This is a genomic window from Bradyrhizobium sp. CIR18, from assembly GCF_014198295.1.
Taxonomy (GTDB): domain Bacteria; phylum Pseudomonadota; class Alphaproteobacteria; order Rhizobiales; family Xanthobacteraceae; genus Bradyrhizobium.
Genome location: NZ_JACIHF010000001.1, coordinates 347024 through 361671, shown reverse-complemented (window position 1 = coordinate 361671; position 14648 = coordinate 347024). Strand labels below are relative to the sequence as shown.

General features: G+C 64.3%; 10 protein-coding genes and 2 pseudogenes. 3 read left to right on the top strand and 9 right to left on the bottom strand.

Features of this window, described 5'->3' with window-relative positions:
- Positions 1-102: 102 nt before the first annotated feature.
- On the bottom strand, positions 103-813 hold the full coding sequence (queC, locus tag GGD65_RS01795) for a 7-cyano-7-deazaguanine synthase QueC (protein ID WP_183234254.1): 711 nt from the start codon (positions 811-813) through the stop codon (positions 103-105).
- Between the two features lie 163 nt (positions 814-976).
- On the opposite strand from queC, the gene GGD65_RS01790 reads away from it, so the two are divergent.
- Positions 977-1543, top strand: coding sequence for a hypothetical protein (locus GGD65_RS01790; RefSeq protein ID WP_183234253.1), 567 nt, complete (start codon positions 977-979; stop codon positions 1541-1543).
- A gap of 103 nt (positions 1544-1646) precedes the next feature.
- A complete protein-coding gene (mazG, locus tag GGD65_RS01785; protein WP_183234252.1) occupies positions 1647-2501 on the top strand; it encodes a nucleoside triphosphate pyrophosphohydrolase in 855 nt (284 codons plus the stop codon).
- Positions 2502-2659: 158 nt separating this feature from the next.
- Here the strand turns inward: mazG and hflX are convergent, their stop codons facing one another.
- The 4 genes from hflX to GGD65_RS01765 all read right to left on the bottom strand — a co-directional run bounded on the left by hflX (position 2660) and on the right by GGD65_RS01765 (position 8400).
- Positions 2660-4042 (bottom strand): GTPase HflX, encoded by a 1383-nt coding sequence (gene hflX, locus GGD65_RS01780; RefSeq protein WP_183234251.1) that lies wholly within the window; start codon positions 4040-4042, stop codon positions 2660-2662.
- Positions 4043-4053: 11 nt separating this feature from the next.
- Positions 4054-4302, bottom strand: a complete 249-nt coding sequence (gene hfq / locus GGD65_RS01775; RefSeq protein ID WP_007591126.1) for an RNA chaperone Hfq — start codon at positions 4300-4302, stop codon at positions 4054-4056.
- Positions 4303-4614: 312 nt separating this feature from the next.
- Entirely contained in the window at positions 4615-5985 is a 1371-nt protein-coding gene (locus GGD65_RS01770) for a sigma-54 dependent transcriptional regulator (RefSeq protein ID WP_018320442.1), read from the bottom strand.
- 18 nt (positions 5986-6003) lie between these two features.
- Positions 6004-8400 carry a PAS domain-containing sensor histidine kinase gene (locus GGD65_RS01765; protein WP_179730487.1) on the bottom strand — a complete coding sequence of 799 codons (2397 nt, stop codon included), beginning with the start codon at positions 8398-8400 and terminating at the stop codon, positions 6004-6006.
- Between the two features lie 246 nt (positions 8401-8646).
- Here GGD65_RS01765 and GGD65_RS40050 point away from each other — a divergent pair.
- A pseudogene (locus GGD65_RS40050) lies at positions 8647-9248 on the top strand (CoA-transferase).
- 59 nt (positions 9249-9307) lie between these two features.
- On the opposite strand, the gene fabI reads toward GGD65_RS40050, so the two are convergent.
- The 4 genes and pseudogenes from fabI to GGD65_RS01735 all read right to left on the bottom strand — a co-directional run bounded on the left by fabI (position 9308) and on the right by GGD65_RS01735 (position 14518).
- Positions 9308-10096 carry an enoyl-ACP reductase FabI gene (gene fabI / locus GGD65_RS01750; protein WP_018320440.1) on the bottom strand — a complete coding sequence of 263 codons (789 nt, stop codon included), beginning with the start codon at positions 10094-10096 and terminating at the stop codon, positions 9308-9310.
- A pseudogene (locus tag GGD65_RS01745) lies at positions 10093-11308 on the bottom strand (acetate/propionate family kinase). The gene fabI and the pseudogene GGD65_RS01745 overlap by 4 nt, the downstream one beginning before the upstream one ends.
- 5 nt (positions 11309-11313) lie before the next feature.
- Positions 11314-12273 (bottom strand): phosphate acetyltransferase, encoded by a 960-nt coding sequence (locus GGD65_RS01740; protein WP_018320438.1) that lies wholly within the window; start codon positions 12271-12273, stop codon positions 11314-11316.
- A gap of 28 nt (positions 12274-12301) precedes the next feature.
- On the bottom strand, positions 12302-14518 hold the full coding sequence (locus GGD65_RS01735; protein WP_183234250.1) for a DUF3141 domain-containing protein: 2217 nt from the start codon (positions 14516-14518) through the stop codon (positions 12302-12304).
- Positions 14519-14648: the final 130 nt, after the last annotated feature.

Sequence of the window (14648 nt, the reverse complement as noted above, 5' to 3'; positions counted from 1 at the left end):
CCGTCATTGCGAGCGCAGCGAAGCAATCCAGAATAGTGCGACGACGGCAGTCTGGATTGCTTCGTCGCAAGGGCTCCTCGCAATAACGGCGGAGAAAGACGCCTACCTCCCCGCCACAAACTCCCGCCACCCCCTCGCCCGCAGGCTGCATGCCGGGCATTCCCCGCACCCATAACCCCACTCATGCTGCGCGCCGCGTTCACCGAGATAGCAGGTGTGGGAGTGCTCGCGGATGAGATCGACCAGCCCCTCGCCGCCGAGATCTTGCGCGAGCTGCCAGGTCGCGGCCTTGTCGATCCACATCAAGGGCGTATGCAGCTCGAATGGTCTGGCCATACCGAGCGAGAGCGCGGCCTGCATGGCGCGGATAGTGTCGTCGCGGCAATCGGGATAGCCGGAATAATCGGTCTCGCACATGCCCCCAACGATGTGCGTGATGCCGCGCCGATAGGCCAGCGCGGCGGCGAAGGTCAGGAACACGAGGTTGCGGCCCGGCACGAAGGTGTTGGGCAGACCGTCGGCGCCCATCGCTATCGCGACGTCGCGTGTCAGCGCCGTCTCGGAGACGGCCGCAAGCGTCGGGATCGACAGCGTGTGGCTCTGGCCGAGCTTCGTGGCCCAATCCGCGCGCAGCCCCTTGAGGCCGTCGAGCAGGCGGTCGCGGCAGGCAAGCTCGATGGCGTGGCGCTGGCCGTACTCGAACCCCAGCGTTTCCACGCGCGCAAAGCGGCTGAGCGCCCAGGCCAGGCAGGTCGTCGAGTCCTGGCCGCCGGAGAACAGCACCAGCGCGGTTTCGGAAGTAAACTCGTTCATTGGGCTTAACTAGTTCACTCCGTTCGCGCCAGCAATCCCGGGCTGCAATCGCCTGGACTGCGAGATTCGTTCCCCATCTTCGTAGAACCCTAGGACCCAATTGCCACGTGGCTCGCGTTACGGTAGTGTCGGTTGCTGCCGCACGCGCGAGACGATGTCAGACATGGGCTATTTGGACGGCTATTTCGAGAAGTGGAGCAGCGGTGGTTTCAAGACGACGGAAGACGGCCGCAGGCTGTTCTTCCCATGGGGCCCGAACCGCCGCGGCTACAGCATTGCCTCCGAGGAAGACTACCAGCGCCTCCGAGAGCAGATGAAGGCGTACCAGATCGCCGCCATGATCACCACGTTCTTCGCCATCCTGGTGCTGTACTACGTCGCCGGCTATGTTCTTTGGACGCTCATCGTCGCCGGCTTGATCTGCTCCCTCATAAACCTAACATCCTATCGCGTTTGGATGTGGCGACTCTTGCCTCGCCTGCAGGCCACGGAAGAGCAATTGTCCCGGCAAGAAAGCATGACATCCCTCGCGCGCGCCTATGGTGAGGAGGCGCTCTGGCGGCTTCAATTTGGGTCGATTGCCATGGCCGGGCTAAGCGCTTTGCTGCTCTTTGGCGAGCCAGCCAGCAAGATCCTCGCGCTGGTGGGGATCGCCTTCTTTGGATTTTGCGCGATCGTGTTTCGCCGCATGGTTATGCTTGAACAGCAGAGCCGAGCCCAGCAGGGCTGATCGGGGCCGACGGTCGGTGGAAATCGACAGACTTCATATCGTTTCGCTGGGATGAGCGACCGGGTTTTGGCATAAGGCCGGAAACTCGCAACTCCGGTGCCCAATGACCCCTTCCCGCGACATTTCCCGCCTGATCGAGATCATGGCGGCGCTGCGCACGCCGGTGACCGGCTGCCCCTGGGACCTCGAGCAGGATTTTGCGACCATCGCGCCCTACACGATCGAGGAGGCCTATGAGGTGGTGGACGCCATCAGCCGCCGCGATCTCGACGACCTCAGAGAAGAGCTCGGCGACCTCCTGCTGCAGGTGGTGTTCCACGCCCAGATGGCCTCGGAGCAGAACGCCTTTGCGTTCGGAGATGTGGTCGAGGCGATCACGCGAAAAATGATCCGGCGCCATCCGCACGTCTTCGCCGACAAGGACGGCAATCTCGCCTCCTCCCACGTCAAGGAAGTCTGGGACCGCATCAAGGCCGAGGAGAAAGCCGAGCGCGCCGCGCGCCGGCCGCCGGAGGACGCGCCATCTCACAAATCGCTGCTGTCAGGCGTGAAGGCCGGCCAGCCCGCGCTGACGCGCGCCATGGAGCTGCAGCGCAAGGCCTCCACCGTCGGCTTCGACTGGAACGACCCGCGCGCGGTGCTGCAAAAGATCCGCGAGGAAGCCGACGAGATCGAGGCTGCGCTCGACCGCAACGACAAGCAGGAGATTGCGGAAGAGACCGGCGACCTGATGTTCGCCCTCGTCAACCTCGCCCGCCATGTCGACGCCGATCCGGAGGCCGCCTTGCGTGCGACCAACGCAAAGTTCGAGCGGCGCTTTGCCTATATCGAGCGCGCGCTGGAAGCGCAGGGCCGGACGCTGGAGCAGGCCTCGCTGGCGGAGATGGACGCGCTGTGGAATGCGGCGAAGGGTGATGAGCAATCGGCGCAGGAACGGCGCAAGGAAGCGAGCCGCTAATTCTGCCGTCGTCTTGGCGAAGGACAATTCGTAGGGGCAAAGGCGCGCACTTCGCGCGCCGTGCCCACGCCTTTCAACAACGGGCAAATGGTGGGCACGGCGCACTCACGCGCCTTTGCCCACCCTACGAGGGCTGCGTTTGTCCGAGACGACAGCTGTTACGCAGGAAGGCGCGGCACCGCATCAAACCGCGACACCACGATGTCCCGCTTGGTCTCGTCTACCCGCACGGTCATATCAAAACGGCCGTCGTGCAGCTCTTTCGCCAGCACCTCGGCATTGCGGTGCAGCCAGCTGATACCGGCGCCATCGGCGGCGTCGATCGAGAGGTCGAGCGTGGTGCGTTTGGCCGCCAGCCGCTGCTCGATTGCGGCGAGCAGCGCGTCGACGCCCTCGCCTGACACGGCCGAGACCAGCATCGCCGGATGATCCTCCGGCCTGCGTGCGGCGATGTTCAGGAGCTCTTCGCGCTGCTCGGCATCGTAGCGGTCGATCTTGTTCCAGACCTCGATGATGCGGCCGGAATCATCGGGGTTGATGCCGAGCTGGCGCAGCACGGCGTCGACGTCGCTCTGCTGCGCCTCGGCATCCTCATGCGAGATATCGCGCACATGCAGGATGACGTCGGCCTCCAGCACCTCCTCCAGCGTGGCGCGGAAGGCGGCGACGAGCTGGGTCGGCAGGTTGGAGATGAAACCGACGGTGTCCGACAGCATCGCCTTGCCGCCATGCGGCAGGTTGAGGGCGCGCAGCGTCGGATCGAGCGTGGCGAACAGCATGTCCGCGGCCTGCACGTCGGCACGCGTCAGGCGGTTGAACAGCGTCGACTTGCCGGCATTGGTGTAGCCGACCAGCGCGACGACGCGATATGGCACGCGCTGGCGGCCGGCACGATGCAGTCGCCGCGTCGCCTGCACCTTCTTCAGCTCACCCTCGAGCTTGGAGATGCGCTCCTGGATCAGGCGGCGGTCGGCTTCGATCTGGGTCTCGCCGGGACCGCCCATGAAGCCGAAGCCGCCGCGCTGGCGCTCCAGATGGGTCCATGAGCGCACCAGGCGCGAGCGCTGGTAGTTGAGATGCGCGAGCTCGACCTGGAGCGAGCCTTCCTTGGTCTTGGCGCGGCGGCCGAAGATTTCCAGGATGAGGCCGGTGCGGTCGAGCACCTTGGCGTGCAGTTCCTTTTCGAGGTTGCGCTGCTGGATCGGTGCCAGCGCGCAGTCCATCACCACGAGCTCGACGTCGAGGCTCTTGGCCAGCGCCGCGATCTCCTCGACCTTGCCCTTGCCGATATAGGTCGCGGGCCTGATCTGGCTGATCGGCGTGATGATGGCGTCGGCAATGACGAGATCAATCGCACGCGCGAGGCCGGCGGCTTCATCGAGCCGGGCCTCGGCGTTGCGCTGGATATGAGTCTCCGATTGCGCGTCGGCACCGCCTGCGCGCACCCGCAAATAGGGGCCGATGACAAGCACCCGCCCCGTCTGCTTAGCCCCTGCCGACCGCGGACGGTCGGCATCCCCGTCGAAATTTCGGGGTTCCAATCAGATCACTCTCAAGCCGGCTGATCCTCGCCGCCTTCGAACAACTGGATCGGCGCACCCGGCATGATGGTCGAGATCGCATGCTTGTAGACGAGCTGCGAATGACCGTCGCGCCGAAGCAGTAGACAGAAATTGTCGAACCAGGTCACGATGCCCTGGAGCTTCACTCCGTTGACCAGAAAGATCGTCAGTGGCGTCTTGGTTTTGCGAACGTGATTAAGGAAGGTGTCCTGTAGGTTTTGTGCGCGGTCTGCCGCCATTGTTTTTTTCTCGCTTTGAGTTTCTTTTTATTGCGCCGGTTGCGGCCCTCTTTGTGAAGTTCGGAGCCTCTCCCGGTTGCCGTTCCTCATGAGATCCCCCTCGGAAGGAACAGCTGTGCAATTAGAGGACAGGTGGACCTATTAGGCAAGCCGCTTCACGCGGCAGCGGGCGCCGTATTGCCCCGAAAAACTACGGAAATCGATGAATTTCCTCGTTTTATTCAAAGGTGTCGCCGCAACGTCGCGGCGTTAGATCTTGTTCTGACGGCGTTTTCCCAATGCGAACCGGTACCCGCTTCGCACGAGCACGCGCTAGCCGACACCGAGCGCTTTCAACTTTCGATGCAGCGCCGACCGTTCCATGCCAACGAACTCGGCCGTGCGAGAAATATTTCCTGAAAAACGGCTGATCTGTGCAATCAAATAGTCGCGCTCGAACACCTCGCGCGCCTCGCGCAGCGGCAGGCCCATGATGTGCTCGCCATTGTTGCTGGTCGGCATCGCCGGCACCATGGAGCCGACGTCCTGCGGCAACATGTCGGCCGTGATGATGACCTCCGGCCCGCCGGCGGCGAGAATCATGACTCTTTCAACGTTGTTGCGGAGCTGGCGCACATTGCCCGGCCAGACATGCGATTGCAGCACCGCCATCGCGTCCTGGCCGATTTGCCGCTTGGGCAGGCCGCTACCGGCCGAGATCTGCTCCATGAAGTAGTCGATCAGTTCCGGGATGTCCTCGCGCCGCTCCGACAGCGCAGGCACGCGGATCGGCACCACCGAGAGGCGATGATAGAGGTCCTCGCGGAAATGGCCGGCCGCAATCTCCTCTTCGAGATTGCGCGCGGTCGAGGAGATGATGCGGACGTCGACCTGCACCTTGGCGGTGCCGCCGACGCGCTGGAACGATTGCTCCACCAGGACCCGCAGGATCTTGTTCTGGGTCTCGCGCGGCATGTCCGCGATCTCGTCGATGAACAGCGTGCCGCCATGGGCTTCCTCGAGCGCGCCGGGCTTGCGCGCCTGTTCGCCGTTGGACTGCTCCACGCCGAACAGCTCGTGCTCCATGCGCTCGGGCGTGATCGCGGCTGCGTTGATGACGACGAAGGGACCGTCGGCGCGGCCCGAGGCCGTATGCAACGTGCGCGCCGTCAATTCTTTGCCGGCGCCGGCGGGACCGACGATCAGGATGCGGCTGTTGGCCTTGGCCGCGCGCTCGATGGTCTGGCGCAACTGATTCATGCTCGGCGAGCGGCCGACGAGCTGGCTTGCGCTCGGCGCCAGCTGCTTCAGCTCCTTGACCTCGCGCTTGAGCCGCGAGTTCTCCAGCGCCCTGGTCGCGACCAGGATCAGCCGGTCGGCCTTGAACGGCTTCTCGATGAAGTCGTAGGCGCCGCGCTTGATCGCGGCCACCGCGGTCTCGATGTTGCCGTGGCCGGAGATCATCACGACCGGCAGGTCGGCATTGTCCTTTTTGACCTGCTCCAGGAGCTGCAAGCCGTCGAGCTTGGAGCCCTGCAGCCAGATGTCGAGGAACACCAGATGCGGCCGCCGGTTGGCGATTTCAGCCAGTGCAGAGTCGCTGTCGCGCGCAGTCCGCGTGACAAAACCCTCGTCCTCGAGAATGCCTGCGACGAGATCCCGAATATCGGCCTCATCATCGACAATCAGAATTTCACTTGCCATGGGTCGCGCCCTGTCTTGTCAGCTGCCTGTTGAGGCTTCGATTTTCGTTGAATCATTGGTCTTTTCAGCGGCCTCTTTGGTTTCGGCCGCCAGCTCTTTTGTTTCCTGCGCCGGGTCCTTGACAGGAGCGCCGGCCTCTTCGCCGGTTGCGTCCTTGACCGCGGCCGCCGGGGCCTGCTCGGCTCCCTCGGACTTCGCCGGCTGGCCGGAGACTGCGAAGCGCATCCGCATCCAGGCGCCGCGCTGGCCCTCGCGGAAGTCGGAAGCATCCTTCAGCTCGATGCGCCCGCCATGGTCTTCCAGCACGCGGCCGACGATCGCAAGGCCAAGGCCGGTGCCTTTGGCGCGCGTCGTGACATAGGGCTCGAGCAGCCGCGAGCGCGCGACCTTGGGCAGGCCGATGCCGTTGTCGATGACGTCGATCAGAACGTCCTCGCCCTCGCGCGACACGACCACGTCGATGCGGCCTTTGCCCAGTTCCTCCGGCGGGACCTGCTCGATCGCCTCGGTGGCGTTCTTGACGATGTTGGTGACGGCCTGCGAGATCAGCCGCCGGTCGAACTGGGCGCGGAGCGGATCGTCTTTGAATTCGGCCTCGATATCGATCTCGGGATGGGCGACCTTCATCAGGAACACGGCCTGCCGCACGGTGTCGGCGACGTCCTCGCCTTCCATCACCGGCTTCGGCATCCGTGCAAAGCGCGAGAACTCGTCGACCATGCGCCTGATGTCGTCGACCTGGCGCACGATGGTGTCGGTGCACTGCTCGAAGATCTGCTTGTCCTTGGCCTCGGTGATGCCCTTGCCGAATTTGCGGCGAATGCGCTCAGCCGAAAGCTGGATCGGCGTCAGCGGGTTCTTGATCTCATGCGCGATGCGGCGCGCCACGTCGCCCCAGGCCGAGGTGCGCTGCGCCGAGACCAGCTCGGTGATGTCGTCGAGCGTGATGATGTAGCTGTCATGCGGCTGGTTCTTCTCGGCGCTGACGCGGACCGAGAGATTGCGCTCGGTGCCGTCGCGGGTGATCGTGATCTGGCCCTGCACCAGACGCTGGCTCCCTTCCCGCGCCGCCTTCATCATCTCGTCCAGCTCGGGCAGCACGTCGGAAAGCGGATGACCAAGCGTCTCCGCCTCGGAGTGCCCGATCAGTTTCTCGGCCGAGCGGTTCAAAATGCCGACGCTGCCGGAAGCATCGACGCCGATGATGCCGGCGCTTGCGGAGGACAGCACCGCTTCGATGAAGCGACGGCGGCTGTCGATCAGGTCGCTGGCGTTGACGAGCTCATCGCGCTGGCTGCGCAATTCCTGCGTCATCTTGTTGAAGGTCTCGCCTAACTGCGCGAGATCGCCTTCCGACTGGTGCACCGGCACCTGGACATGGAGGTCGCCGGTCGAGACCGTGTGGGCCGCGTTCATCAGCCGCCGGATCGGCGAGACCAGTGAATTGGCGAAGTTCAGGCCGATCAGCACCGAGGCCATCAGGATGGTCAGCGCGATCACGGCGAACATCAGCGCAAATGCAACCTGGATGCCGAGCCGGCGCGACTCGATCTGGGCGTATTCGGCGACGCTGACCTCGGTCTGCTTGAGCTGATTGACGACGTTCGGATCAAGCGGACGGGCGACATAGAGGAAGGTGTCGCTGAAGGCGCGCAGCCGGATCACCGCGGCCACGAAGCTCGCATCGGGAAGGACCGCGATCTCGGGCTCTGACTCGTTGACGTTGCTGAGGAAGTCGGACGCGGGCGGCGAATAGGCGAGCCGCATGCCGGTGTCGGCGGATTCCAGGATATTGGTGTTCTTGTCGATGATCATCGCGCCCGGCAAATTGCGGGAACTGGCGCTGGCGCTCAGCATCTCCCGGAACGAGCGGCGATCCTGGTCGTAGAGCGGCCGGGCATGCGCGATGTCGTTGGCCATGCCGAGAATGTCGCCGCGGATCAGCTGCGCATGGTCCTGCATATAGGCCCGCGCGATCGTCAGCGAATTCTGGATCACCTCTTTGGTCGGGCCGGAGAACAGCCGGTCGAGGCCGCGTTCGATGGTGACGTTGGCGACGACGGCGACCAGCACCGCCGGCAGCACCGCCACGATCGAGAACAGGCTGACGACCTGGACATGGAGCCGCGCCGCCGCCCTGCCCCGCCGCCGCGCCAGGATCAGCTGCCAGAGCTCGCGGATGATGATCCCGACCAGCAACAGGATCGTGGCCGCGTTGGTCAGGTAGATCGAGCGGACCACCGCCGGCGTCGGCTCGATCGTGGTCAGGCCGGTCAGAACCAGAAAGGTCAGGAAGGCCGAGAGCAGCGCCAGCGCCACGGCAAAGGGCGCCAGCCAGCGCCGCGCCGACCAACGCCGGGGCTCTTCCGCTGGTGTCGTGTCAAAGTGTGCGGCCGAGGTGTCTGCGCTGGTCATTCCGGCAATGGTGGTGCTGAAAACGGGTCCGCGATGGGCGGATACTGATGTATTCGTACCACATTGTTGCCGAATTGCGACAATTCCGCGGCGCCCCCGCCGCGGCGGACCGGCGCATCCACAGCTCTGGCGCTGCGCGTGGCACCGGCATCGTCATTCGCGAACGAGGGCGAGCCTTGACGCAGATCAAGAGTGCGCGGTGGCCGCCCGCGCCAATGTGGCTCATGCCCGACCGGAGTTCCACCCATGAAGGCTGTGGCCGTTGAAGAAGCCGCCGTTGCGATGATTCCCGCTGGCGCCAGCGTGATGGTCGGCGGCTTCATGGGTATTGGAACACCGGAGCGCTTGCTCGATGAAATGGTCCGGCGGCAGAAGACCGGATTGTCGGTGATCTGCAACGATGCCGCACTGCCGGGCAAAGGCGTCGGCAAGTTGTTTGACGCATCGCTCGTGTCGCGTCTGACCGCGACGCATGTCGGGCTCAATCCCAAGGCCCAGCAGCAGATGCTGACGAACGAGATCGAGGTCGATCTTGTGCCGTGCTCGGCGGCCTCCAAGTCGACGCGCAGGGCCGCCTCGCCAACCGGATGATCCCCGGCAAGATGGTGCCCGGCATGGGCGGGGCGATGGACCTCGTCAGCAGCGCCAGGCGCGTCATCGTCGCCATGCAGCACGCGGCCAGGGGCAAGTCGAAGATCGTCGCCCAATGCACCCTGCCCCTGACCTCGGCGCGGTCGGTCGATCTCGTCGTCACGGACATGGCCGTGATCGGGCTTCTCCGGCGGCAGGGCGACGCTGCTGGAGACCGCGCCCGGGGTCAGTGTCGGCGAGGTCATCGCGCTCACTGAAGCCGAGCTCGCTCTTCCCGACAACGTCCCGGAAATGAACGTCTGATCCGTCGGCGGCCTCAATCGATGATGTGATAGCCGCCGTCGATATAGAGCACGCCGCCCGTGATCAGCTTGGCGCCGTCGAGCGCGAGGAACGCGGTGGCGTTCCCGACATCGTCGATGCTGACGAGACTGCGCGCCGGCGCCTTCGACTGCGCCTTGTCCATGAGCTCATCGAACTCGGGAATCCCCGAAGCCGCGCGGGTGGCCAGCGGACCCGGCGAGATCGCGTGCACGCGGATGCCCTTCGGGCCGAGCTCCGCGGCGATATAGCGGACCGAGGCTTCCAGCGCGGCTTTCGCGACACCCATCACGTTGTAATTCTCCACCACCATCTGGCTGCCGTAATAGGTCATGGTGAAAAGCGTGCCGCCGTTCTTCATCAGCGGCTCGGCGAGATGAGCCATCCGCAAGAACGACCAGCATGAGACATCCATGGTCTTGAGGAAGCCGTCACGGCCGACGTCGACGACACGGCCGTGCAGCGCTTCCTTCGGCGAGAAGGCGATGGAATGAAGCATGAAATCGAGCTGCCCCCATTCTGACGCGATGCGCTCGAACACCGCCTCGGTCTGCCCTTCGGCCATCACGTCCAGCGGCATGAAGATCGGCGCTTCCAGCGCCTGCGCCAGCGGCTCGACATGCTTTTTGGCGCGGTCGTTCAGATAGGTCACCGCGAGATCAGCACCCAGTGCACGAAACGCGCGCGCACATCCCCAGGCGATCGACTGGTCGTTGGCGATGCCGACGATCAGTCCCTTCTTTCCCTTCAGGGCCACCTTGCTTTCCGGAAATACTGGGATCATGACACCCTCTCAGGTCTCGTGTTGATCAACTGACCGTCCATCCAATAGCGATAGCGTGTGCTGTGCGATCATCAGCTCCTCGTCGGTCGGGACGACATAGACGGGGACGCGGCTGTCGGCTGCCGAGATCAGGGGCGCATGGCGGGCGTTCTCACCGGCATCGAGGCGGACGCCGAGCCAACCGAGCTGCTCAGCGATACGTGCGCGGATCGATGCCGAGTTCTCCCCGATACCGGCAGTGAAGACGAAGGCATCCAGGCCCTGCAAGGCCGCGGCCAGCATGCCCGCGTTGAGGCCGATCCGGTAGACGAAATGGTCGATCGCGAGCCGCGCACGCGGATCGGTGCTCGCTTCCAGCTCGCGCATGTCGTTGCTGACGCCGGAAAGCCCCTTCAGACCGCAGTCCCGATAGACGAAGTCCTGCACCTTCGCGGCCGGCATGCCCTTCTCGGCGATGAGATAGAGGATGACCCCGGGATCGATCTGCCCTGGACGCGTTCCCATCGGCAGCCCGTCGAGCGCCGTGAAGCCCATGGTACTCTCGACGCTGCGTCCCTCCTTGATCGCGCACATCGAGGCGCCGCTGCCGAGATGGGCAACGATGACCCGCCCCTTGGCGATCTCAGGCGCCACACCGGGCAGCGTCCGGGCGATGTATTCGTAGGAGAGCCCGTGAAAACCGTAGCGCCGCACACCCTCGGCATAGAGCTGCTGCGGAATCGCATAGTGATCGGCGACGAGATCATGCGTGCGGTGAAATGCCGTGTCGAAGCACGCCACCTGCGGCAGCCCAGGGAAATTCGCCAGCAGCGAGCGGATCGGCGCGAGATTGTGCGGCTGATGCAGCGGCGCCAAGTTGACAAGGCGTTCGAGGCGGGAGACGACGCCGTGGTCGATCAGGACCGGGCGGACATGGTCCGGCCCGCCATGAACGACGCGATGACCGACCGCGATCGGCGTAATCCGAAGCTCGTCGCGCAGCCAATTGCCGGCAACCGACATGGCGGCGGGCACATCGGGCACAGCTTCAACCGAATAGGCGCGATCGGCCAGCGCATCGCCGCTCGCACCGCTGGCGCGCAGGCGCGGGCGGCTGCCGATGCCATCCATTTGTCCCTTGATCTGACGCCGGAGCGCACCGTCGCCCAACGCCGAATAGACCTGAAACTTGACGCTCGAAGAGCCGGCATTGACGACCAGGATCGTGTCCATGGCGATCACGCGGCCACTGACGGCGCCTTCTGGCGCCGGGCGCGCGCGTAGAGCGCCGCCACCGCACAGGAGGCCATGCGCGCACGCGGCGTATCGGCGCGCGACGTCAGGACGACGGGTACCCGCGCGCCAAGAACAATGCCGGCACCATCCGCCTTGGCGAAATAGGCGAGATTCTTGGCCAGCATGTTGCCGGACTCCAGATCTGGAACGACCAGGATCTGTGCGCGGCCGGCGACCTCGGACTCGATGCCCTTGATGCGGGCCGCTTCCGGGTCGATGGCGTTGTCGAACGCCAGGGGGCCGTCGAGCACGCCGCCGCTGATCTGGCCGCGATCGGCCATCTTGCAGAGGGCGGCGGCTTCGATGGTCGAGGGAATTTTGGACGTCACGGTCTCGACCGCCGACAAGATCGCCACGCGCGGCGTTTGGCCAAACCCGGCGTGATTGTAGAGATCGATCGCGTTCTGGATGATGTCGCGCTTGGCATCGAGATCGGGAAAGATGTTGATCGCGGCGTCGGTGACGAAAATCGTCTCGGCATAGGCCGGGACATCCATGACGAAGACATGGCTGATGCGCCGATCCGTGCGCAGGCCGCCGGTCTTTGCCGTGACCGCGCGCATCAACTCGTCGGTGTGAAGGCTGCCCTTCATCAACAGCTCACCTCTGGCGGCATGGATGAGCTCGACGCCCTTGGCCGCGGCGTCGTCACTATGGGCGGCATCCACGATCTCGAAGCTTGATACGTCCAGATCGAACCTCGCGGCGGTGTCTCTGATCTTCCCTTCCGGCCCGACCAGGATCGGTCGAATGATCCCCGCGCTGGCGCTGTCGATCGCCCCGCGCAGCGAAGTCTCGTCGCAGGGGTGCACGACGACGGTCGGTGTCGGGGGCGCAGCCCTCGCCGCCGCGATCAGCCGGTCGTACTTGCCGCCGGTTTCGTGCGTCATATCGGTCGACATCAGGTCACTCCCGCTTTCGTCAACCACGCTACGACGCTCTTGCCTGGGGATCGAATGGCGCGACGTTCGACGTCATCTCGCCCTCTCCGTCCAGGCCAAATAACTCGGCGACTCGCCTCAGGCGATTGGCGCGCTCGCCGGTGATGTCCGCGCTTGCCGAGAGCACCTCGCACATCGCCTCGAAGGCCGCGCGCCGCTGGTTCATGTCCTCGGGCAACAACCTTGGAATGGCCGCCAAGGCGCCCTCGCGGTCGAGCAGCAGCATGAAGAACTGCTCGCGTACCAGCATCTTGAATGCGGACAGGGTCATCCGGGAGCCGGCATGGTCGCGCCTGACCTGGCGCAGCGCCTCGATGCTGCGCTCGTCCACCATGCCGCGCGCGGAGCCGACATAGAGCAGCGCGCGGATAGCAGCCTCCCGCAGGCCACCGTCACCAATCTTCGCCCTCAACTCCGCAATCCTGCTTTCGAGCATGGCGCGATGCTCGTCCGACATCTCACGGCGCCGCGTTGACTCGGCGTTGGGGTCGATGCCGACAGCGGCCTGGAGCGCAGGTGAGCCATAGACGTTGAGGAAGACGGTCTCGCTCAGCGCCTCCTGGGCATCGCGCCAGCTGTCGAGCGCATGCACAATCTGCTTCGACACATGCTCCTGGAAGGCCAGGAACGGATTGTCTTGCGACACCGGCCTGCGCTTCTCTTCGGCGCGATCGGCCGCCGCCTTCACCACGGACATCCATGGATTCTGACTGCTGAAAGCCTCATATTGCATGCGTAGCGGATGCATCTCGCGCGCCCAGTTGGCCGCCTGTGGCGTCACCATCTTCTTGATCCAGGGCTGCACGAATTTCTGATAGGCTGCAAGATTGAGCTCCGAGATGCGCTTGGCGGTGGCGAACCGCCGCTCATCCTCGGGGGAATTGCCGCCCATGGCCCGGATGTCGTCGAGCGTACGGGCCTCGCAACGCATTACCCATTGTCCCGTTGCAAGGTCGGCGTTGAGCGTCTCGCTGCCCCTCGCCTCGAACGTCGCCTCGTAGAGCCCGGGCGGGAGCACGTCGATCAGATCGATGTTGCTGGAGAACTCGGAATGCTCTTTCTTGGCGACGCCTCCGGACACGAAGATCCCGAGATGACCGATGCTTTCGTGGATGGTGTAAACGATGGTCTGGCCATATGCCCTGATCTCATTGACGTCGGCGTAGCAGTCGAGAATCCAGTCCAGCGCCTGCTGCGGCGGGGTGACGTTGTCGCCCTTGGAGCAGAACACCACGATCGGCGAGCGGATATTGCGCAGGTCGACCTTCTCCCCGTCCGACATTTCGATCCGGCCGGCGGCGAGGTTGTTGCCGATGAACAGCTCATCGACGATGAACTGGATCTCCTCGGCGTTGAGATTGACGTGCCCGCCCCACCAGCGTTCGAAGTCGAGATAGCGCTCGGCCTCGGTGTCGACTTTGGAATAGACGTTGTATTGCTTGGTCCAGAGTGTGTTCGAGGGGTTCTGGTTCTCGAAATTCTGCACCAGCCAGGCGCCGTCGAACTTGCCGGCACCGAGATCGCTCGTCAGCGCCGTCAGCCAGCTTCCGCCCAAGAGGCCGCCGGAATAGCGCATCGGATATTTGCCATGCACGCCCGCCCAATAAGCGAGCGGCGCGCCTGCGATGATCAGCGGTCCGAACAGCTCCGGCCGTAGCGACGCCAGGATCATGATCGCCCAGCCGGCCTGACAATTGCCGATGACGCAAGGCTTGCCGTCGGCGTCGGGGTGACGGCTGATGACAGTTTCAAGAAACTTCGCTTCGGCTCGCGCAATGCGCTCGATCGTCTGGCCGGGCATGGGTTCGGGCAGAAACCCGATGAAGTAGCAGGGATGTCCCGCCTTCATCGCGACACCGATTTCGCTGTCCGCCTTGAAGCCGCCGATGCCGGGACCATGGCCGGCGCGCGGATCGACGACGACGAACGGCCGCCGCCTCATGTCGATCGCGACATTCTTGGGCGGGATGATGCGTACGAGCGCGTAGTTGACAGGCTCGTCGAGTTTGCGGCCGTCCGTGATCAACTCGGCGGCATATTGCAGCACATGGGGCGCGGTCTGCGCGAGGTGCTCGCGATATTGGTCGCCGCGCTGGCGCATGATATCCAGAAACAACACGCTCCGCTGTCCGGCATCGACCAGATACTCCACGGCGGAGGCGACTAACTCCGACATGGGACCGGCAGGCGGCTTCAGATTTTCCATCGCAATCTGACCTCGTTGTGTGCGAGGCCACTCAAGGAGAGATGTCACCGGCGACGTTGACATAGGTCAACGGTCAGCGGTTTCCGGCATAGCGGGACGCCAGATCTTGGAACCTTCTAGAGGTAGATCG